Origin of the sequence: Nodularia harveyana UHCC-0300 (assembly GCF_034931085.1) — a bacterium.
Lineage (GTDB): Bacteria > Cyanobacteriota > Cyanobacteriia > Cyanobacteriales > Nostocaceae > Nodularia > Nodularia harveyana.
Map to the genome: position 1 here is coordinate 162315 of NZ_JAYGHG010000004.1, position 19733 is coordinate 182047.

General features: G+C 41.6%; 25 protein-coding genes and 1 tRNA gene. 9 read left to right on the plus strand and 17 right to left on the minus strand.

All coding sequences use genetic code 11. From position 1 onward, the window contains the following. Positions 1-6: 6 nt before the first annotated feature. Complete coding sequence (glpX, locus tag VB620_RS04470; protein ID WP_323194938.1) at positions 7-1044, minus strand: class II fructose-bisphosphatase; 1038 nt, start codon at positions 1042-1044, stop codon at positions 7-9. 489 nt (positions 1045-1533) lie between these two features. Here glpX and grxC point away from each other — a divergent pair, with 489 nt between their 5' ends. The 3 genes from grxC to VB620_RS04485 all read left to right on the plus strand — a co-directional run bounded on the left by grxC (position 1534) and on the right by VB620_RS04485 (position 3340). Beyond that, positions 1534-1854: a glutaredoxin 3 gene (gene grxC / locus VB620_RS04475; protein ID WP_323194939.1), complete on the plus strand. Its 321-nt coding sequence runs from the start codon at positions 1534-1536 to the stop codon at positions 1852-1854. A 166-nt stretch (positions 1855-2020) separates the two neighbouring features. Then, positions 2021-2503 (plus strand): tRNA adenosine(34) deaminase TadA, encoded by a 483-nt coding sequence (tadA, locus tag VB620_RS04480; protein ID WP_323194940.1) that lies wholly within the window; start codon positions 2021-2023, stop codon positions 2501-2503. Positions 2504-2617: 114 nt separating this feature from the next. Continuing rightward, on the plus strand, positions 2618-3340 hold the full coding sequence (locus tag VB620_RS04485) for a lysophospholipid acyltransferase family protein (protein WP_323194941.1): 723 nt from the start codon (positions 2618-2620) through the stop codon (positions 3338-3340). A 139-nt stretch (positions 3341-3479) separates the two neighbouring features. On the opposite strand, the gene VB620_RS04490 is transcribed toward VB620_RS04485, so the two are convergent. Then, the gene (locus VB620_RS04490) at positions 3480-5582 is read right to left on the minus strand and encodes a S8 family serine peptidase (RefSeq protein ID WP_323194942.1); all 2103 of its coding nucleotides are present in this window, start codon (positions 5580-5582) and stop codon (positions 3480-3482) included. A gap of 256 nt (positions 5583-5838) precedes the next feature. Here VB620_RS04490 and VB620_RS04495 point away from each other — a divergent pair, with 256 nt between their 5' ends. The 3 genes from VB620_RS04495 (at position 5839) to grxD (ending at position 7524) form a co-directional block, all read left to right on the plus strand. Beyond that, complete coding sequence (locus VB620_RS04495) at positions 5839-6411, plus strand: hypothetical protein (protein WP_323194943.1); 573 nt, start codon at positions 5839-5841, stop codon at positions 6409-6411. A gap of 454 nt (positions 6412-6865) precedes the next feature. Beyond that, entirely contained in the window at positions 6866-7123 is a 258-nt protein-coding gene (locus tag VB620_RS04500) for a BolA family protein (RefSeq protein WP_323194944.1), read from the plus strand. A gap of 77 nt (positions 7124-7200) precedes the next feature. Next, positions 7201-7524 carry a Grx4 family monothiol glutaredoxin gene (gene grxD, locus VB620_RS04505; RefSeq protein ID WP_323194945.1) on the plus strand — a complete coding sequence of 108 codons (324 nt, stop codon included), beginning with the start codon at positions 7201-7203 and terminating at the stop codon, positions 7522-7524. A 271-nt stretch (positions 7525-7795) separates the two neighbouring features. On the opposite strand, the gene VB620_RS04510 is transcribed toward grxD, so the two are convergent. Next, positions 7796-8044 carry a DUF6761 family protein gene (locus VB620_RS04510; RefSeq protein ID WP_323194946.1) on the minus strand — a complete coding sequence of 83 codons (249 nt, stop codon included), beginning with the start codon at positions 8042-8044 and terminating at the stop codon, positions 7796-7798. A gap of 573 nt (positions 8045-8617) precedes the next feature. On the opposite strand from VB620_RS04510, the gene VB620_RS04515 reads away from it, so the two are divergent. Then, the gene (locus VB620_RS04515) at positions 8618-9388 is read left to right on the plus strand and encodes a response regulator transcription factor (RefSeq protein ID WP_323194947.1); all 771 of its coding nucleotides are present in this window, start codon (positions 8618-8620) and stop codon (positions 9386-9388) included. Here the strand turns inward: VB620_RS04515 and VB620_RS04520 are convergent, their stop codons facing one another. The 5 genes from VB620_RS04520 to VB620_RS04540 form a co-directional block, all read right to left on the minus strand. After that, positions 9389-10156, minus strand: coding sequence for an ABC transporter ATP-binding protein (locus VB620_RS04520; RefSeq protein ID WP_323194948.1), 768 nt, complete (start codon positions 10154-10156; stop codon positions 9389-9391). A 74-nt stretch (positions 10157-10230) separates the two neighbouring features. Next, positions 10231-10794, minus strand: coding sequence for a hypothetical protein (locus VB620_RS04525; protein WP_323194949.1), 564 nt, complete (start codon positions 10792-10794; stop codon positions 10231-10233). 28 nt (positions 10795-10822) lie between these two features. Then, positions 10823-11593, minus strand: a complete 771-nt coding sequence (gene hisA, locus VB620_RS04530) for a 1-(5-phosphoribosyl)-5-[(5-phosphoribosylamino)methylideneamino]imidazole-4-carboxamide isomerase (protein ID WP_323194950.1) — start codon at positions 11591-11593, stop codon at positions 10823-10825. A gap of 66 nt (positions 11594-11659) precedes the next feature. Next, positions 11660-11968, minus strand: a complete 309-nt coding sequence (locus tag VB620_RS04535) for a DUF3593 domain-containing protein (protein WP_323194951.1) — start codon at positions 11966-11968, stop codon at positions 11660-11662. Beyond that, a complete protein-coding gene (locus VB620_RS04540) occupies positions 11965-12312 on the minus strand; it encodes a DUF2499 domain-containing protein (RefSeq protein ID WP_323194952.1) in 348 nt (115 codons plus the stop codon). The genes VB620_RS04535 and VB620_RS04540 overlap by 4 nt, the downstream gene beginning before the upstream one ends. 42 nt (positions 12313-12354) lie before the next feature. On the opposite strand from VB620_RS04540, the gene csaB reads away from it, so the two are divergent. Further along, positions 12355-13386, plus strand: a complete 1032-nt coding sequence (gene csaB / locus VB620_RS04545; protein ID WP_323195000.1) for a polysaccharide pyruvyl transferase CsaB — start codon at positions 12355-12357, stop codon at positions 13384-13386. Positions 13387-13520: 134 nt separating this feature from the next. Here the strand turns inward: csaB and VB620_RS04550 are convergent, their stop codons facing one another. From VB620_RS04550 to VB620_RS04590, 9 genes are all read right to left on the minus strand, one after another. Next, positions 13521-14099, minus strand: a complete 579-nt coding sequence (locus tag VB620_RS04550; protein WP_323194953.1) for a hypothetical protein — start codon at positions 14097-14099, stop codon at positions 13521-13523. Positions 14100-14120: 21 nt separating this feature from the next. Continuing rightward, positions 14121-14405 (minus strand): hypothetical protein, encoded by a 285-nt coding sequence (locus VB620_RS04555; protein ID WP_323194954.1) that lies wholly within the window; start codon positions 14403-14405, stop codon positions 14121-14123. Between the two features lie 24 nt (positions 14406-14429). Further along, positions 14430-14750 (minus strand): hypothetical protein, encoded by a 321-nt coding sequence (locus tag VB620_RS04560; protein WP_323194955.1) that lies wholly within the window; start codon positions 14748-14750, stop codon positions 14430-14432. Between the two features lie 2 nt (positions 14751-14752). Beyond that, entirely contained in the window at positions 14753-14968 is a 216-nt protein-coding gene (locus tag VB620_RS04565) for a DUF433 domain-containing protein (RefSeq protein WP_323194956.1), read from the minus strand. Between the two features lie 285 nt (positions 14969-15253). Then, positions 15254-15327 (minus strand) — tRNA-Pro (locus VB620_RS04570). Between the two features lie 50 nt (positions 15328-15377). Further along, positions 15378-15743, minus strand: a complete 366-nt coding sequence (locus VB620_RS04575) for a DUF1818 family protein (protein ID WP_323194957.1) — start codon at positions 15741-15743, stop codon at positions 15378-15380. A gap of 39 nt (positions 15744-15782) precedes the next feature. After that, entirely contained in the window at positions 15783-16343 is a 561-nt protein-coding gene (locus tag VB620_RS04580; protein ID WP_323194958.1) for a hypothetical protein, read from the minus strand. A gap of 28 nt (positions 16344-16371) precedes the next feature. Beyond that, positions 16372-16611 (minus strand): DNA-directed RNA polymerase subunit omega, encoded by a 240-nt coding sequence (locus tag VB620_RS04585; RefSeq protein ID WP_323194959.1) that lies wholly within the window; start codon positions 16609-16611, stop codon positions 16372-16374. Positions 16612-16673: 62 nt separating this feature from the next. Next, entirely contained in the window at positions 16674-18119 is a 1446-nt protein-coding gene (locus VB620_RS04590; protein WP_323194960.1) for a glycoside hydrolase family 13 protein, read from the minus strand. Positions 18120-18377: 258 nt separating this feature from the next. Between VB620_RS04590 and VB620_RS04595 the strand changes: the two genes are divergently transcribed. Beyond that, positions 18378-19667, plus strand: coding sequence for a glucose-1-phosphate adenylyltransferase (locus tag VB620_RS04595; protein ID WP_323194961.1), 1290 nt, complete (start codon positions 18378-18380; stop codon positions 19665-19667). Positions 19668-19733 lie beyond the last annotated feature (66 nt).

Here is a 19733-nt window from a genome sequence, read left to right on the forward strand (position 1 = left end):
AAATTACTAACGTAATTGCAAACTTTGAGGTTCGTCAAACAAATGGATAGTATCAACAAACCGGGCAGTTTTAGACTGGTTTGAAATTACCAAACTTTGAGTTCTAGCACCACCCTTAAAGAAGCGCACACCTTCCATTAGAGTACCGGGGGTGATACCGCAAGCCGCAAATAAAACAGTTTCTCCAGAGGCTAATTCGTCAGCATTATAAACCTTGTCAGGGTCATTAATGTTCATTTCCTTCAGCCGTGCCAGATTACCTTCTCTGCTTTCACCGATTAAACCGGTTTGCACTACAGCAGGATCATAAATTAGTTGCCCTTGGAAATGTCCTCCCAAACAGCGCATAGCCGCAGCCGAGATAACTCCCTCTGGTGCAGCACCGATACCCATCAAGGCATGGATATTAGAACCTTCAAAAGCGCAGGAAATAGCCGCAGAAACGTCACCATCACTGATCAGTCTGACTCTTGCACCAGCAGTACGAATTTCTTGAATTAGTTCTTTGTGGCGGGGACGATCCATCACCACAACCACCAATTCTTCTATAGAACGGTTTAAGCACTCAGAGAGGATTTTCAGGTTTTCAGTAGCTGATTTGTTAATGTCTACCAAACCTTTTGCTGGGGCTGGTGCTGCCAGTTTCTTCATGTAGAAGTCAGGCGCAGCAAATAAACCACCCTTTTCGGAAATTGCCAAAACTGCCATGGAACCATTTTGACCGTAAGCCACCAAGTTTGTGCCTTCGCATGGGTCAACAGCAATATCAATTTCAATTAATTCATCAGGGTTACAGAAGTTTTTCGCATCTGGTTGAGTACAGATACCCACTTCTTCGCCAATGTAGAGCATAGGAGCTTCATCACGTTCGCCTTCACCAATCACAATGCGTCCCCGCATATAGATTTTGTTCATGCGCTCCCGCATAGCTTCCACTGCAACTTGGTCAGCAATGTTCTTTTCGCCCTTACCCATCCACTTTGAGGAAGCGATCGCCGCTTGCTCTACTACTTCAATAATCTCTAATCCAAGTGTATTTTCCACAGAGTCACCCTCTAAATTGCTTGACCGAAGTCTTTTTATTTGGCTATTATCAGTCTTCAAGTCTACCAAAGGGCGGATACACCTGGGAAACACTATCCACTCAGACAAGTGTTAAGTTTTGCTGCTTAAGTTCAATAACTCTCTCCCACCATCACAAGCACAGTAGATTTTTCACCATAACAGGACTTACGCAACAATTGCCAAAAATCTTGATTTATCGTTCGCGTAGCGTGCGCGAAGCGCATACCGCCAAGCCGCCTATCGCTAAAGCGAAAGCTCCGCTAACGCGTAGCGTCTCCCCTTGGGAGAAGAACGCCAAGAAAACGTAGATTATGCGTAAGTCCTACATAAATTTGATTCATCTCAATCTATTTTATTAGTCCTAAAGTACCTACATTCACTACAATCCTCCGCTATAGAGATGTTTTGTTGACCACCCCAGCGATCAATTAGGCTAGAAATAATTAACAAAACTCCATAAGAAAAAATATGCTGAATTTTCTCAACCAGCTTTTTGGTCGCCATCCCGAACGAGTCAAAGCCAACGTAGAAATCTACACCTGGCAAACCTGTCCTTATTGCATCCGTGCCAAGATGTTGCTTTCTTGGAAAGGTGTCAAATTCACAGAATATAAAATTGATGGTGACGCAGCAGCCAGAGACAAAATGGCCGAACGTGCTAATGGTAGTCGTTCAGTACCACAGATTTTCATCAATAATCAGCACATTGGTGGTTGTGATGAACTTTATCAGCTAGATACCAAAGTTCAACTCGACTCACTTTTAGCCAGTGAGCCAGAATTTTCATAGCAATATCCTAAATACTGCTCCAGTTTTTAGTCAGGATTTATAGCAGGGAACAGGGAACAGGGAACAGGCTGGAAACTCGCTAATTGTAAAGGTTTCATGATCTGTTTCTGTCGTAATTTTGATGGACATAGCTATAAATCCTGACTTTCTCAATACTGAGGGGAAAATGCTAATTGAAAATCCAGAATATCTGAGACATCGCCAATGGATGAAACGCGCCCTAGACTTAGCAGAAATTGCAGGTGATGCAGGTGAAATCCCCGTTGGCGCTGTAATTATTGATTCTAGTGGTAATTTAATTGCTGAAGGTGAAAACCGAAAAGAACGTGACCAAGATCCCACGGCTCACGCAGAAATCATCGCTCTCAGAGCAGCCGCCAAACGTTTAGATAATTGGCGGTTAAATCAATGTACCCTCTACGTCACCCTCGAACCTTGTCCCATGTGTGCAGGTGCTATTGTACACGCACGTTTAGAAATGCTGGTATATGGAGTGGACGATACTAAAACTGGCGCAGTTCGCACTGTTACTAACATTCCTGATAGTGCTGCTTCTAATCATCGGCTACGAGTGCTGGGAGGTGTTTTAGAAGCAAGTTGTCGTCAGCAATTACAAACCTGGTTTATCAAACGTCGTCAAAAAAAATAAAAGACAGAGATCAAACTGTCCAGTAGCTTGAACACAATTTACCCAAGAAAAACTACCGTGTAATTAATCAAGGGTTAGTTATATTTTACGCAACAAGCAGCAGCTACCACCATTATGGAAATTTATACTTACGATCAGACTTCCCAAAAAATATCAGCTAGTAAAAAACCAAATACGAAGGTAGCTCATACTACCTCGCGGGTCTCTCCTTGGTTAAGTCCTTTTTTCTATCTATTGGGGCAGCATTTTCTTTTACCGTTATTCTTTGGAAAAATTGAAATCACTGGACAAGAAAATATTCCCTTAACTGGCCCTGTGATCTTGGCTCCTACCCATCGCTCACGCTGGGATTCATTGCTTCTACCCTATGCTACTGGACGCTGTGTGACAGGGCGAGACTTGAGATTTATGGTAACTATTAATGAGTGTCAAGGACTGCAAGGCTGGTTAGTGAGAAGTATGGGAGGGTTTCCTGTCGATCCTCAAAATCCTGCTATTACTGCTCTCCGTCATGCTGTGGAATTACTTCAACAACAAGAAACATTAGTTATTTATCCAGAAGGTAATATTTATCGGGATGGCACAGTTCACCCGTTAAAGCCAGGAATTGCGCGTTTATCTTTGAGTGCTGAATTGAATCGACCAGGATTAGATATAAAAATTGTCCCCGTGAGTATTAACTATAGCCAACCTTATCCACAGTGGGGTACAGGGGTAAAAATATCTATTGGTAAGCCGTTAAATGTCTCAGATTACACGATGGGTAAAATCAAACAAAATGCCCAAAATCTCACATCAGACTTAAAATTCGTTCTAGAAAAATTAAGTAATCAATAATTATATATATTTACGTAGTTTGGGAGTAGGGAGTAGGGAGTAGTGAGTGTGGGGAGCAAAGAATTTTGGATTTTGGAGAAAGCGATTTTAGATTGCAGTCTAATCCAAAATCTAAAATCTAAAATCTAAAATTGATTGACTAATGACCAATGACTAATGACCAACTATTGAGTTTTCCGACATCTTGGGAAGCATAGTCGATTAACCATAACTGCCAATTTCCTCTAGCGGAAAGAGAAAGTAACTGTTTGAGGGCGGGGTGCGACGCAATTGTGTATGTTGTTTGTAAATTAGTGCGACAACCTAATGTGCGGTTTTGCAACAATACCCGTTGATTATTGGGAGCTATTAAATAGATTTCTAAATCCCCTAAAAAATCATGGGTGATATTAACTGTTATTTGAATATCTTTAATATTGCTGGATTCTCTAATGGCGATCGCACTGGTGATTCCCTGTAGATTATCATCGGGAATACTGACCTGACGGGAATTGTCAGCCCTCACATATTTATTCGCAGACAACACAGAACCAGCTAGTTTCTGGGCTACTTGTACCGCCCTCGCTGCATTCACTTTCCCATAACCAAACCATTGAGAATATCCATTACTGTTGTAAGTACCTTCTTGCATACCCAATTGTGGATCTGGGTCAGAATCAATAATTTTATCAGCAGTTTCTTCCAGAATTGACTTCACCTCCTGCGCCGTTAAGTTAGAATTTGCCGACAAAATTAAGGCCGCCACACCTGCTACCAAAGGAGTAGCACTAGAAGTACCACCGAAATTAGTAGTAAAATTATCAACATCAAAACCTGCCTCTCCAACTTGATCGATAGTGAGAATTTTTTTTCCGGGAAGAGCCGATGCGATCGCAGGTTGGGTATTCAAAAAACCCCTACCCTGAAAACTCAATCCCGGTGCAGCATTATTACTAGGCGCACACACAGCAATATTAGTTCCCCAATTACTATAAGCCGCCTTCTTGTTTAAACTAGTACAAGCCCCCACAGCAATCACATCTGGATGTAAAGGAAATCCACTTAACCACTCAGTATTACCTTGTAATAAATTGTCCGGCCAATTCCGTTCATTCACAGTACCTTTGAGGGGGCGGTTAGCATTTCCCGCCGCAAACATCACCACACAACCCTTACCATTCCGTCCCGTAGTCGCAGCCCGACTAATCACAGCCCGTTGGCGCAAAGATAAAGGAAAATAGACCGCAGAAGCTCCCCAGCTACAGGAAATTACACTAGCTCCTTGATCAATCGCCCAATTAAACATATCCTCAATAGATTGGTCATCCAGAAAACCAGTACTCCGAATCGGCATCAATGCACAGCCAGGAGCAACCCCCACAATTCCCGTCCCATTCTCTTCAGCGATCGCCAAACCAGCACAAGCCGTACCATGACTAGTTTCTTTCTCACCAGGAATCGGTAAAAAATCATTATTCCGTAAATCCCTGGGAGCAACAATTTTCCCCATACCCTGCAAATCTGGATGCTGCAAATCAAAAGAATCATCCACCACAGCCACCACCACAGAACGCACACCACGAGTAATATCCCAAGCCTGTTCCGCAGAAATATGAGAACCCCCTACCAACTGATTTCCGCCATTGTGGTGAAGATACCATTGCTGAGGATACATAGAATCACGGGGTCTGTAATGTAACTCACTTTTCACCAAAATATTCGGTTCAGCAACTAACACCGCCGACAAACCTTGTAACTGATTAGTAATTTTCAGAGGATTTTCTCTAGCTTCTTTACTAACTAAAAACACAAAAGTATCAGCCACACCCAACACAGGTTTATGTTTCACCAAGCCAAATTTACTGGCGATCGCCTCAATAGTGGTAGCATCTACCCCAGAAGCAAACTGAACAGTAACTTGGTCATTCAAATACACAAAAGTTCCAGGATTACTTGTAATTCTGTAAACATGACCAGCAAAAGCCACATTTTTAGAACCTCGCGCTTGAGACATCGCCGACTCTAACTGCTGGGGTAAAACCGTAAAAATTTCCAAATCTGCTTGGGGAATACTACCGTGCCAAAAGCCACCAATCACCTGAGATAATTGTTGCGGAGTCAATTCCCCAATCAAACGAACAGTGAAGCAGTCTAAAACCTTTTCTAAAATTAATTCTTCCCCACCCCGTTGTAAAACCATCCCCCGACTGCTTGCTGGTACACCACCTGGGGCAAAATTCGAGTAATTAGCGTCATCATTCATAGCAGCAAATTTAGTGATTAATTATCTAGGGTTTCCCCCTCTAATGAGATACTAGATTATCTGTATTTATCCCTGATGTATACCGCACATAGGTAATAACTGCTATCTGGGAAAAATGGGAACTCTATTCAAGGAATTTTTAGTCTAAATCACAGGAACATCAGTATGTAACTTTGTGTCGTCAAAAACAAAAACAGAGTTAAGATACCCGAAGTTTCCATTTCTTTTTGATCTAATTGTCACACCAACTGAACCCATGAACTCTGTCGCCGTTCGTCCTTTAATTCCCCTTACTTCGTTATCATTTATCCTATTTATCAGTCTGCTATCACCTGTAAATGCTCAGATACAAAAGCTACCCAGTCTTTATAGTCAAGTAGAAATTATTGAACCCAACGATCCCAACACACTCCGTCCTACAGCCCAAAATAATAGTATTTTGAGTATAGATGGAGGCGAAAAGCTCATACAAGCAGCAGATCAAGCCATTTCTTCGCAAGATTACACCTTAGCAGCCGAGAAACTCCAAGAAGCACGCCAAGTTTATAATCAACTATCTAATTTCTATCAAGAATTAAACGCTAGCTTTACTGGAATTGATAATCGAGTTTCCGATTCCCAGCGTCAAAAAGCCCTAGAAACCGCACAAAAGCGAGATGAAGCCACCTATAAATTAGCATTAGTCTATAGGGCGCAAAATCAGCCAGAATTAGCCGTTCCCTTGTTAGTTCAAATTATTAAAAGTCAAAACCCTACACGAGAATTAGGCACGAAAGCCTATCAACAGCTATTTGAATTAGGTTTTGTGGATGCACCTTTTCCTCGTTGACATACCTCCTCTTCCTGAAGGAGAGAGGATTTCTTAACGCTTCATTGGGGTCAAGTACCAGTTCATCCCCAAACCGATAGAAGTTAGTCAAGGGATAATCAAAAATCATCTTTACGTATATATAGCTACAGTGTACACATAAATATGATCAAATTGCTTCATCCCATCCTGAATTTTCGGTGCGTTAGGATTAAAGTGAATAACACGCCCTAATCAAATTAAAAGGTCTTGGATTTGTGTGTACACCGTCAGTCTATATAGTGGTAGTAGATCACGATTTAGGTAGAACTTAAGACTCGGAAAATCTGTTTTTGCCCTACAATACTAGATAAGAAACCCAATCTCAGCCATGAGAATAACGAGGAATCCCTAATCGTAGGATGGGTAATTCCCATCTGCATCAGCAGTCGGTTGGTGATGAATAATAGAAAAGTAAGTTTTTTCAGGAATTGCGATGATTAATCCGCAGCAAGTTGAGGAAATGATCAAGGCGGAAATGCCTGATGCTCAAATTCAGGTGCAAGACTTGACTGGTGGCGGCGACCACTACCAAGTAACAGTAGTTTCATCGCAGTTTGCCGATAAGGGACTTGTACAACAACACCAGTTAGTTTATGGTGCTTTGCGGCAAGCTATGTCAACTGAAGCAATTCATGCCTTGGCAGTAAAAACCTATACCCCAGAAGCGTGGCAAGCCACAGCAGCTTCTTAAAATCGATCAGTTAAAATTGCCACTGAAACACTGACTATTGACATTTGGCTATTAGCAACATAGGAAACAAAAAGTCCATGACTCCAGAAACCAAAGCAAAAATTGATAATTTAGTACAACAAAACAAAATCATGGTATTCATGAAGGGCAACAAGTTGATGCCTCAGTGTGGTTTTTCTAACAACGTTGTGCAGATTCTCAACACCTTGGCAGTTCCCTTTGAAACCGTTGACGTTCTTTCTGACCCAGAAATCCGTCAGGGTATTAAGGAATACTCCAACTGGCCGACCATTCCCCAAGTCTATGTTGATGGTAAATTTGTGGGTGGTTCCGATATCTTGATTGAACTCTACCAAAAAGGTGAATTGCAGGAAGTGGTAGAAGTAGCGCTGGCTTCTTAATTTCTATTAGAGATACATAAAAAAAGCCCGCCCAGGCAGACTCAGCTAAAATCCGGGATTTGCAACCCACTAGAGTGGGTTTGTCTCCTGGGCAAATTTTTCTACATTCTAATGCTCAAATCTCCAATGTCCTTGTGGGTGTGGACTTCAGCAAGATAATCAGATACTTCCAAATTTCACAGCACTAGAGCCTTGATCAACGCCAAAGATATGCTATAATCATCAGCGTTGAATGGTTAAAGCATTCGGACGGATTACCCGTTAAAAGACATTAATAATAATCCAGTTGTGCCTCTGGTTGAGTTCTGACAAAATTCGAGGCATCGTATAGGTAGCGCCTAGCTTCCTCCTCTAAGCGATGAATCAATATAGGTTCGATAATGTTACTTTGTCGCAGTGCGGCTAGATATCCATCCAAATACATCCGCAGATCATCCGTCCGATAACCGCGATTGGATAACTCGACGAAGGCATCGGTAATTCGTTGGTAGTAGCGGATGGTTTGTGTGTCTTGGAGCATAACTGCTATATTTAGTCGGTTTAGAACGAGGATTGTAAACGATTGACGCTGAAATGTGAAGTGTTATTTTCACATTCGTTGCTTCAAGTCAAGGACAAAATGTCTACTGTCAGAGAGATCCTCCCCCAATTACAATGTAATCCCATCCTATTCTAGAAACTTTGGAATATGATAGTTTGATCAGCTATTTTCATAATTCTTTTTGTCAACTGTCGGGATTTATTGGATGATTACGATGACAAATTTTACTAAATTTATTAATCCGACTAGACAAAAAGATTAAATATAGCTTCGGTAGATTTCACCCTGTTTAGTTATCGTTTATGGGATTAGTCTCGTCCCTTTGAGGGAGGAAGTTTAACCAAAAATAGGTTTTCCTTAGTCTAACAAAAATTTAAGAATAAATTAAATAATAGTAGTAATTCAGCTTTGGGAAAGGCTTCCGTCAAGGATTTTAGTACTTTTAGAATGAGAAAATGTCAAGTTAATCGGAATGGAAGTAACAAAGACTACAAAACCTTGAGCATGACCTTGTTACTTTGAAATTCATCGACGCTAAGGGGTATTGCCACTGTGGGTTCGGTTTGTATTGAAATCATTGAGGGGAATCCCCATTTAAGGTCGTTGCTGGGATGGCACTTGCAACAGTTAGAATACCGTGTTCATCAAGCCGCCAGCATTTATCAAGCAAGGGAAGTTTTTTTAAGTCAACAGCCAACACTGGTGATTCTTGATGCCGATTTACCTGATGGTGATGGTATTGAGTTTTGTCGTTGGTTGCATTCTCAGCAACAGCCATTAATTTTGATGTTATCAGCTCGTAGTAATGAGGCTGATATTGTCGCAGGTTTAAAGGCGGGGGCTGATGATTATCTCAGCAAACCTTTTGGAATGCAAGAGTTTTTGGCTAGGGTAGAGGCGCTAATTCGCCGTCGGCGTACCCCTACTGCACCAGCTTATCTGGATTATGGCAGCTTGCAAATTGATTTGGTACAGCGCCGTGTGCGTTTCCACGGTGAGTTTATTGATTTAACGCCCCAGGAGTTTAGTTTACTCTATGTTTTGGCACAGGCTGGAGGAGCCGCCTTGAGTCGGACGGAATTACTACGTCGCGCTTGGCCTGATGCAATTGACAATCCGCGCACGATTGATACTCATGTTTTATCGTTACGGAAAAAGGTTGAACTCGATCCTCGTCAACCTAGTTTGATTCAAACTATCCGGAATGTGGGATATCGATTTAATATGGAAAGTCTCAAACCTAATGTGCCGCAGCTAGCAAGTAAGTTAACTAAGGAAAGGTTTACTCCTCCGCGTTCTACAGTTAGCAGTCAAAGTTCTTAATTAAATCCATTCTTCGGCTGCTTGTTTTTCTGCTTGTATTAGGCGTTCTTGTAAGTTAGTCCAGTTGATTTCAGGGGCTGTTTGATTTGTGAGTAACTGACCTTGCTGTAAATATAATAATCTGTTGGAAAACATCTGGGCTAAGTCAAGCTGGTTATTTACCATCAAAATTGTGGTTTGATGAGTTTGAGTGATCTGAGTTAAGGTCTGCACAAGATTGGCGGCTGTACCCGCATCTAACGCTGATGTTGGCTCATCTAATAGTAAAACTTGGGGTTGGATAACTAAAGCACGGGTGATGGCTACTAGTTGTTTCTGTCCAGTAGACAGTTGTAATTCATTCCTTCCCAACCATTCTCTAGGAATGTGCAGCTGTTCTATCCAATAATCAATTCTTTCTTGAATTGTGTTTGGGGGCAAACCTCGTAAAATTAAAGGATATGCTAAGGCTTGCTGGACTGTCATTCCTAACAGTTTTGCTTCTTGTAATGCGAGGGTGATTACTTGGCGTAGCTGTATGGCGGGAATTTGGCTATATTCCTGATTTTCAAGGTAAATTTTGCCTCTGGTGGGTTCACTAAGGCGGTTGATGAGGCGTAGTAATGAGGTTTTACCAGCACCAGATGGGCCGACTATGGCTATGCGATCGCCTGGAAATACTTCAAAGGAGATATCCTGTAATATTGGGTATCCCTGAAGTTGCGGTTTCAGCTTGGCGGATAAGCTAATTTGTTCTAGCCTGATTTTGGCTGTGGTTTGATTGTTCAAGTTTTATGGAGAAACGAACCGCAAAGGACGCAAAGTACACAAAGGAAGAAGGAAGAAATGGATGTTTGGTTAATTTATAACTGAGACATCCCTAATGCTGTGATAATTGTCCAGGCATCTACCAATAGTAATAATAGGGTGAATCCGAAGAGGATGAAGTACATCCAGGGTTGGGCTAAGGTGCGAACGTCTGTGGTGTCTATGCCGGTTTTGGTTTCTACTATTTTTACTAGGCGGGAAAATCCGGCTACACGCATCGGTAATAAGTAGGCTTTTCCATCCTGACTGAGAAAATAATAGACTAATCCCCCTTGACCTGTGGAACGGGGTTTTAATTCTTTGACATCTAACCAGGGTAATGTCCAGCCTTTACGAAAGAAGCTGGGAACCCAGCCGGGATAAGTTACCTGAATCCCTTGATCATCTACTATGACTCTTTCTGTCAATACTGCATATAAACCCACAAAGCCTATACTGATTCCTATCCACAATAATTCTGGCTGGATGGGTGCGGCTGTTGCTTGGGCTAAGAATGGTAGGGGGACTGTGAGTGCTATATATAGGCTCAGTAGTGTAACCCGAATTAAGGGAGACAGATTAAACACTGAGGTTGAGTTTTGGGCTGATGTTGCTGTCACGGCTAAATTACTGGGGTGAATTTTTTAGTTAAGCAAAGCTGGAGTCGATGTTGGGGGGAATATCCTGGATGCGTCCGGGACCGATGGCGTTGAGTGCTTCTCTGAGTGCAATATCGCCTGTATATAAGGCGCGACCCACGATTACGCCTGTGACTCCTTGGGTTTCTAAGCCTAAGAGACTCAATAGGTCGGTGACGGAACTGACTCCCCCAGAGGCAATTATGGGAATGGAAATGGTTGCGGCTAGTTCTCTGAGGGCTTCTAGGTTGGGACCGATGAGTGTGCCATCTCGATGGATATCTGTGTAGATGATGGCTGCTGCGCCGAGTTCTTGCATTTGTACGGCTAGTTGGGTGGCTAAGATTTCGGAGGTTTCTAACCAACCACGAGTGGCTACTAGTCCGTTACGGGCATCTATGCCAATGATAATCTTTCCGGGAAATTCTTCACAGAGTGTTTGTACTAGCTGGGGTTGTTCTACGGCTATGGTTCCGAGAATTGCCCATTGTACTCCTAAGTTAAATACTTGTTGAATGCTGGTGCGATCGCGCAATCCGCCACCAATTTCTATGGGGACTGTCACGGCTTCGGCGATCGCTGCAATTGCTTTGAGGTTAACTACTTTACCTGCTTTTGCACCATCTAAGTCAACTAAATGTAATCTGGTTGCGCCTTGGTCAACCCATTGTTTAGCAATGTCTACTGGGTTCTCGCTAAAAACTTGCGATCGCTCGTAGTCTCCTTGATATAGTCTGACACAGCGTCCTTCTAATAAGTCAATGGCTGGGATTACTTCCATTTATTTATTCCTATTATCATAATTTTTACTTGATGTCAATAGCCAGGAGATTTAACCACAAATGAGTTATTTCTCTGGGGACTTAACTTTCATTTTTAATTCTCTAATAGCTTGGGCGAAACCCACCACGAGGAGAATATTCGCCAAGGTTAAAAAAACTTCTGCACCCCCGTGTAACCAATCAATGTCGGCGAGGGAAACGCCATAATTCAATTCTGCATAAATGGCGGCGGGGATGGTAATGGCAACAAATACCAAAGTCCCATAAAATCCATAGAGGGCGATAGGTGGGGTTTGGGGACTGCGGCGAATAAACCACAAGAAACCCAAGTAGGGAAATAAAGAAAGTGCAAATAGGGTTTCTTTGGATATCATGAATTTGATTTCATAGGTTCGGGTGTGACAGTCTCGGTTGTGGTATCTTCTGCTTTAGTGGAACGCCAAATCAATACCGCAGCTGCCCACAGTGTAAAATTACCAATTAAGGTCATAGCTGCTTGTAGTGTTACCAACCATTCTAAAGCTGGGGAATTATCGAAATAATGCCAGGTACAGGCGCACATAGCACTAACTAAAGCTGGTAACATGGCAAAAGATAATGCTCCCCATGTCCGGTTATTGGTGAGTTCGCCATAAGTCCAAATTAACCAAATGGCAACAATCCACTCAATTACGCTAGAAACGTGAATAATCCAGGTGGGGATAGAAAGGGCGTGCATAAGTAATTCAAGATTTAAAATTCAACATTCACAATGGCAAAGATGCGGGCGTTATTGTCTGGGTATTACGGTAAGGGTAATGGTGGTGACGAGGCTTTATTGGCGACCCTTTTGCAAATGCTACCATCTCATGTGACTCCTGTGGTGCTTTCTGGCAATCCAGAGGAAACGCGCGATCGCTATCAGGTAGAATCTCATAATCGCATGGAAGTTTTACCTGTATTACAGGCTTTGCGTTCTTGCGATGTTTTCATCTGGGGCGGTGGGAGTTTAATTCAAGATGTCACCAGTACCATGAGTCCATTTTATTATGGCGGGTTGATGGCATTGGCTGAGAAAATGGGTTTAAAAACTGTGGCTTGGGCGCAAGGTATTGGACCTTTAGTGCGTCCCCAAACTCGCTGGTTAGCACAACACTCCTTCGGATATTGTAGCAGAGTTAGTGTGCGCGATCGCGTGAGTGCAGCTTTACTAAATGATTGGCAAATTCCTTGTGTACTCGCGCCTGACCCAGTTTGGGCTTTACAAAGTCAGCCAGTACCAGAACTTGCAGATTTACCCTCGCCCAGAGTAGCGGTGAATTTGAGAAATCATCCCCAACTCACAGAAAAGCGGTTAGCTAATTTAACCCGCGCCTTAGTAGATTTTCAGAAAGCGACCCAAGCCTTTATTTTACTGTTGCCATTTCAGAAAAGTGAAGATTTAGGAATTGCCGAAGCCATTCAACCCCAATTACCAGATGTCAGTAAAATTCTGATGTTAGAAGATCCGCAACTATTAAAAGGTGTCTATCAAGGTGTAGATATGGCCATTGGGATGCGTCTGCACAGCTTAATCATGGCTGCGGCTGAAGGTTGTCGCTGTTTTGCACTCAGTTATGATCCTAAAGTCAACCGTTTGATGGAAGATTTAGAAATGCCAGGATGGGATTTAGCCAGTTTACCAGATGACCCAAATCTAATTAGTAAAACCTGGATAGAACACTATACTAATGGTCAGCCTCTATCATCTAACCAAATTCAATCTTTAGTAGATCGTGCTTTCATGCACAAAGATATTTTGAGTATAGAGTAGTGACTTTGCGTCTACATCTGTAATTTATTATTTCGGCGTTGCTGAATTAAGATATGGATTTGTTTCACGCATCAGCGTGGCGAAGTACGAAGTACGTTAGGCGCAAAGGCGCAAAGAAGAAGATTCGATTAAACTTAAATCTCAGGTAATGAACAAACACCATCCGTATTGAATACTGTATCCCAAAATTCTGTTTCTTGAAATTCATTTTGTTGCTTTAAACAAATTGCATAATAAAGCTGTCTCGTAGTCAATAAGCAATATTTGTTGTTTTTAGCCATGTCAATACAATTAGCTGGAAATGGTTCTTGGCGCTGTTCAAGGGGAAGATTACAATACATATTAACAATAAGTATACCTTTTCTATTTTTTGGATTATCACTATAAAGTGCATCTCTGACCCAGTTGTCTAGCTGGCGTACATCATCTAGTGATAAAGATTTATTTCTTCTACCTTTAATTTCTAATATTGCTTCTCGACCTGTAGGGTCTTCAAGTAATCCATCGTCTCTATTTTCTCCTTTAATAGGGTGATCTACTGTAGCACCTAATTCTCTTAATACCTCGCGTACAATAGGTTCTAATCCATCTACGCCTTGCTCATATAGGAGTTTATGATAGCGTTTTACAACTTTTGATTTTTCTTGTTCTATGATTATTAGAGTTTCTAAATGTTTAACTTCATTAGTGTAATTTAAGATTTTTTCTTCCAAAATAATTTGATTGGGAAGTTTCTAGTCTTCTATCCAAGGTGGTGATGTTTCTTCAATTTTTAGACCATAACGTTCCGTTAAAATTAGATTTATAGCATCATAAATTGATATTTTTGTAGTTGGAGGCAACCAAATAATTTCTCCAGATTCCTTAGATTCTTGTATTCTATTATGATAAATAGTCTTAGTATATTTAACTTGTATTTTTAATATAACGCCTGTTGCTTTTTTATCCGATGTTTCAGCTATAGGAGATGTTGTTACTTCAAAATTATCAACATCAAATGAATGTACAAAAATGTACATATTTCTATAACACTTCTAATTGAACTAGATGATAGAGATTTCTTTATAATCACAAAATTCAGTGGTATTAATAATAGAACAAATTTTATCAACTTGTGTCCGAATTTTTGGCCATGAAGTTGATAGTAAAACTACAATTGTAATTTGACGTTCGCTCAAATTCTGTTGATAACGCAAATTCTGATCCGTTGTAACAAGTATTTCATATCCTTTATTTTCAGCAGCTTTTAATAAATCTCCATTTGATAAATTAGACCATCCTTCTTCATAAGCTGTTGTTACAGAATGATCTGTTAAATATTTTCGTAGTGGTACTGGAGTTCCCTGATCAAAAAGAATTTTCATATCTAAGCAGCTAATGCTTCAAGCTCATAATTAAGTACAGCTTCAACTTGTGATCTTTGCACAGGTGGAAACCACTCCAAAAATTCATCTACTGTTGCACCATCGCGCAAATTTTCAAATAATGCAGTAACCGGAACTCTTGTTCCTCGAAATACCCATGCTCCACTTACTTTATCAGATTGTCTTTCTATTGCATCTAAAGTTTCCCATCCCTTCATGACTGATTCCTCCTTGGTAAATGGAAAAGTTACACTTGGATCAATTATAAACTAGCAATTGTCAGAATCAGGATATAGAGGATTTAAGGATTTACAGGGTAAGGATTTTGTAGGGTGTGTCAGATTGGAGAAGATCGTGCTTATGCTTATGATTGGAAAATCTTTCCCAAGATATCTGATTTAGTATTTCAACGTATGTCAAAAATGTGAATCAGAAGAATTTTAAAAATTAAAAAGCCCGCTAATCTTTGATTTAAAGACTAGCAGGCTAGGGTCTTTTGTCAATCGGAGCGGCGGGATTCGAACCCACGACCTCCACTACCCCAAAGTGGCGCGCTACCAAGCTGCGCTACGCCCCGGTCAGAATTATTATTCTAATGCAAAGCTCTGGAATAATCAAGGGGTTAAGTTAAAAAACTTTCAACATCCCGGCTGCTTGTAGTAATTCTGGCACTGCGGCGGCTTCCCATTGACCTTCTACACCCCTTCCTGTATTTAATATCAGGCGCAAAGTGTAGGCGTGGGGGTAGCCTTCTACTTCCATCCACAATAAATCGCTTTCGGCTTCACAGGCAATTTTCTCTTCTGCCATTAATTCAGCTGCGAGTTGTTTCATGGTGTCTGCTAGCTGTGCGAATAGTCGGCAAAAGTCGTTTAGTTCGGCTGCGGTGAGTTCTATAGCCCAATCGTCTGTGCCTAATAATCCCTGGAATTTTTCGGCGTTGGGTTTCCAGCCAATTCGCCAACCCTGTCCGCTTTTGATGAGTTGTTCCATGAGTTGGTTTTGAAACGCAAAGGGGCGCAAAGAGGTTTTTTATTTGAGAAGTTCCGCGCCACCAGTTTGGGGTAATTGGGGTTTTTTGGGTGTGGGTGTTGTTTGGCTGTTCTGAGATGTGGGATTAAATATATCTGTTAATACTTGTACGAGTTGGTTTCTTTGTTGGCGAGTGAGGTTGGTGATGACGGTGCGATCGCTTTCTAGAGGATTTTGCTTTAATGTGTCATTACCAGGATAGGAGTGATCATAGATGATTTCGTTGGCGTTGAGGTAATCGGCTAGGGTAAGTTTCCAATCTAAGCGATAGTTGGGGGCGCGTCCTTTTCGATAAATATGATAAGTAATTAGGCGACTAACTAAGGTATTTTCTTCAGCAATTGTGCCAGTATCTTTACTGATGTACTGATTCTCTTTAGGTAGGTCTGGTATTTCCTGGTATACTTGCTGCCAAATGTCTCCTGGGCTGATTCTTTGGGCGATGGCAGGTTGTAATTTATTTAACCCTAAACTGCATAGCACTACACCCACCACTATAAAAGTAGTGAGTGCTTGTCTAAGTTGCAGTCGGGTCGGAATGAATGATAAATTTTGGCTCATCCTCACTCACCTCTGCAAAAGTCTAAATTTATAGTTCGCCAATGATTTCTGGTTGTGTCAGTTCGTCGGACATTTCGATAATTGCCCTCAATACTGGCTTCATCATCACATCTTCTGATGGATTGTCGAAGTCTTCATAACGGCGACGTTTAGCACGGTTTGCCACCTGAACTGTAATGCGGTAGCGATTGGAAGCTGCACTAATTAATTCTTCAGAACGGTGCATGATCTGAGACTGGGTAGTCTCGAATTTGGAACGCTTTAGCATATTCAGTGGTTCATGAGGTTATCCCCCAGTTTAGCAGTACTTAGAATTTAATGCTGCGTATTTTAGCCCAGAATGCAGCCACTGCGTGGAGGAAGAGTTAAGGAAAGTTCTTGATCACACCATTGATATTCCCCAGCGCCATATAGAATTTTCTGGGGTTGGGTGTGTAAACTGGCTGCATCTATGCTAGCCGTGGCGATCGCTGTATCTGCGTTCACGGCAATAATTAATTCTTCGGTTCCTAACGTCCTGGTAAAAATATATAGTTCTCCCTGGGCGAATAATACTTGGTAATCTCCTGTACACAAGGCTGGGTGTTTGTGACGCAGTGTAATTAATTCGCGGTGAATGTTGAGAAGTTCCTGATTCCAATTAGCTGCGGAGGGAAAACCACGCCGACAATCAGGATCGATTCCTCCGGGTAAACCAACTTCGTCACCATAGTAAATACTAGGCGCACCGGGAAAAGTGAGTAATAGTAATGTGGCTAATTCTACGCTGGGTTGGTCGCCGTCAGCAATGGTGATTAATCTGGCTGTGTCGTGACTGGCTAATAAGTTTAGTTGGGTGAGTTGAATTTCCCAGGGGTATAGTTGCAGTAATTCCTGCATTTTCAGGGCATATTCGGCAGCTGATAGAGGTGGGGTGGTTTGATAATCACGGTTTTCTACTTGTGATAAAACTACGCGATCGCCTGCGGTAAAGGCAATGGTCGGCCCAGTAAATAAGTAATTCATCACCCCGTCAAATTGCGTACCATCTAGCCATTCACGGGAATCTCCCCACACTTCCCCCACTATATAAGCTTGGGGATTTATGGCTTTAATGCGATCGCGGAATTCTTGCCAAAACCCTGGTGCTTTCACTTCAAATGGCACATCTAACCGCCAGCCATCAATGCCAAATTTTAGCCAATACTCGCCAATTTCCATAATATATTCTCGCACATCCGGATTATCATGGTTAAAAGTTGGCAAAGCTCGATTATCCGCCCAACTTTCATAATTGGCTGGTAAATCTCCCGTATAAGGCGCAAGAGGCCAATCTGTAATTTTGAACCAATTCACCCAAGGAGAATGGGGGCCATTTTCGAGAATATCGTGGAAAAAGAAAAAGCCCCGACTCGCGTGATTAAAAACCCCATCCAGCACAACTTTAATATTGCGTTCATGGGCTGCATCCAGAAATTTCCGAAAAGCCTGATTACCCCCCAGCAAAGGATCAACCTGATAATAATCATGGGTGTGATAGCGGTGATTACTGGCTGATTGAAAAATCGGAGTAAAGTAAATAGCGTTAATTCCTAAATCCTGAATATAGTCTAACTGCTCAATAATTCCCCATAAATCGCCGCCTTTATAACCTTGGAGTGTGGGCATAGTTTCCCAATTTTCCCAAGATGCATCATTTAACAATCGTTTTTGAGGTTGTTGGGTTCTAGCAAAGCGATCTGGAAATATTTGATAAAAAACAGCGTGCTTTACCCAGTCTGGGGTTTGAATTTCCATGAATTAATTTAAATCATCTCTCACTGATGATATTCAATTTTTGGTGTTGCTCAAAGCAAATATAGAGACGTTCCATACAAGATATCTACAGGGGTTTTGATTCTTGGTAAAATTTGCAACACTTATCCTAGTGAGTCATCCATTAATAATAGGATTCTTTTAACTCAAGTCAAAAGGAATCTTTGATCACCCCTTACCAGTAGTCTCAGACCGTCCTAAACTGAAGGTGAGAGTTGAAAGGCCGTTGGGAGAAATTTTGTGAAAAAAGTATTAGCAATCATTCTTGGTGGTGGCGCGGGTACTCGTCTGTATCCGCTAACGAAACTACGTGCTAAACCAGCCGTACCGGTAGCCGGAAAATACCGCCTGATAGATATCCCTGTCAGTAATTGCATCAATTCCGAGATATACAAAATTTATGTGCTGACACAATTTAATTCAGCCTCTCTGAATCGCCATATCGCCCGTACCTATAATTTTACCGGCTTTAATGAGGGCTTTGTGGAAGTCTTAGCTGCACAGCAGACTCCAGAAAATCCTAACTGGTTCCAAGGTACGGCTGATGCTGTGCGTCAGTACCTCTGGCTGTTGAATGAATGGGATGCGGATGAGTATTTGATTCTCTCAGGAGATCACCTGTACCGCATGGATTACAGCCAGTTTATCCAGCGTCACCGGGAAACGGGTGCTGATATTACGCTTTCAGTTATTCCTATAGATCAAAGCCGGGCTTCAGATTTTGGCTTGATGAAAATAGACAATTCTGGGAGGGTGATTGATTTTAGCGAAAAGCCCAAAGGTGCTGAATTAGAAAGGATGAAGGTTGATACTAGTATACTGGGATTATCGCCAGAACAAGCGAAATTACAGCCCTATATCGCCTCGATGGGAATTTATGTCTTTAAAAAAGATGTTTTGATCAAGTTGTTGCGGGAATCTTTAGAAAGTACCGATTTTGGGAAAGAAATTATTCCTGATGCTAGCAAGGATTACAATGTCCAAGCTTACTTATTTGATGATTACTGGGAAGATATTGGGACAATCGAAGCTTTTTATAACGCGAATTTAGCTTTAACTAAACAACCTTTACCACCTTTTAGCTTCTACGATGAAAAAGCCCCAATTTATACTCGCGCCCGTTATTTACCACCGAGTAAACTGCTGAGTTGCCATGTCACAGAGTCAATTGTGGGCGAAGGTTGTATTTTGAAAGATTGTCGGATTCAACATTCAGTTTTGGGAGTGCGATCGCGCATTGAAGCTGGTTGTGTGATCGAAGAATCCCTATTAATGGGTGCAGACTTTTATCAACCTTTTGTGGAACGTCAATGTACTTTAGAAAAAGGCGACATTCCCGTAGGTATTGGTCCCAATACGATTATTCGCCGTGCGATCGTTGATAAAAATGCTCAGATCGGTTGTGATGTCAAGATTATCAATAAAGATAACGTACAGGAAGCAGAACGGGAAAATGAAGGCTTCTACATCCGCAGTGGTATTGTTGTTGTCTTGAAAAATGCAGTAATTCCTGACGGCACTATAATTTAGTCACTCGTTATTATTCACTAGGTGATTTTTTAGTGATAAATACTAATTAACCATTGACCCGAATAC

Bases quoted from the DNA above. Each gene is read 5' to 3' on its own strand.
- csaB (WP_323195000.1), top strand. From the start codon at position 12,355: ATGCGGGCGTTATTGTCTGGGTATTACGGTAAGGGTAATGGTGGTGAC.
- VB620_RS04590 (WP_323194960.1), bottom strand. From the start codon at position 18,119: ATGGAAATTCAAACCCCAGACTGGGTAAAGCACGCTGTTTTTTATCAA.
- VB620_RS04580 (WP_323194958.1), bottom strand. From the start codon at position 16,343: ATGAGCCAAAATTTATCATTCATTCCGACCCGACTGCAACTTAGACAA.
- VB620_RS04535 (WP_323194951.1), bottom strand. From the start codon at position 11,968: ATGATATCCAAAGAAACCCTATTTGCACTTTCTTTATTTCCCTACTTG.
- VB620_RS04555 (WP_323194954.1), bottom strand. From the start codon at position 14,405: ATGTACATTTTTGTACATTCATTTGATGTTGATAATTTTGAAGTAACA.
- tadA (WP_323194940.1), top strand. From the start codon at position 2,021: ATGCTAATTGAAAATCCAGAATATCTGAGACATCGCCAATGGATGAAA.
- VB620_RS04585 (WP_323194959.1), bottom strand. From the start codon at position 16,611: ATGCTAAAGCGTTCCAAATTCGAGACTACCCAGTCTCAGATCATGCAC.
- VB620_RS04565 (WP_323194956.1), bottom strand. From the start codon at position 14,968: ATGAAGGGATGGGAAACTTTAGATGCAATAGAAAGACAATCTGATAAA.
- VB620_RS04490 (WP_323194942.1), bottom strand. From the start codon at position 5,582: ATGAATGATGACGCTAATTACTCGAATTTTGCCCCAGGTGGTGTACCA.
- VB620_RS04540 (WP_323194952.1), bottom strand. From the start codon at position 12,312: ATGCACGCCCTTTCTATCCCCACCTGGATTATTCACGTTTCTAGCGTA.
- VB620_RS04575 (WP_323194957.1), bottom strand. From the start codon at position 15,743: ATGGAACAACTCATCAAAAGCGGACAGGGTTGGCGAATTGGCTGGAAA.
- grxD (WP_323194945.1), top strand. From the start codon at position 7,201: ATGACTCCAGAAACCAAAGCAAAAATTGATAATTTAGTACAACAAAAC.
- VB620_RS04510 (WP_323194946.1), bottom strand. From the start codon at position 8,044: ATGCTCCAAGACACACAAACCATCCGCTACTACCAACGAATTACCGAT.
- VB620_RS04485 (WP_323194941.1), top strand. From the start codon at position 2,618: ATGGAAATTTATACTTACGATCAGACTTCCCAAAAAATATCAGCTAGT.
- hisA (WP_323194950.1), bottom strand. From the start codon at position 11,593: ATGGAAGTAATCCCAGCCATTGACTTATTAGAAGGACGCTGTGTCAGA.
- VB620_RS04560 (WP_323194955.1), bottom strand. From the start codon at position 14,750: ATGAAAATTCTTTTTGATCAGGGAACTCCAGTACCACTACGAAAATAT.
- VB620_RS04500 (WP_323194944.1), top strand. From the start codon at position 6,866: ATGATTAATCCGCAGCAAGTTGAGGAAATGATCAAGGCGGAAATGCCT.
- grxC (WP_323194939.1), top strand. From the start codon at position 1,534: ATGCTGAATTTTCTCAACCAGCTTTTTGGTCGCCATCCCGAACGAGTC.
- VB620_RS04495 (WP_323194943.1), top strand. From the start codon at position 5,839: ATGAACTCTGTCGCCGTTCGTCCTTTAATTCCCCTTACTTCGTTATCA.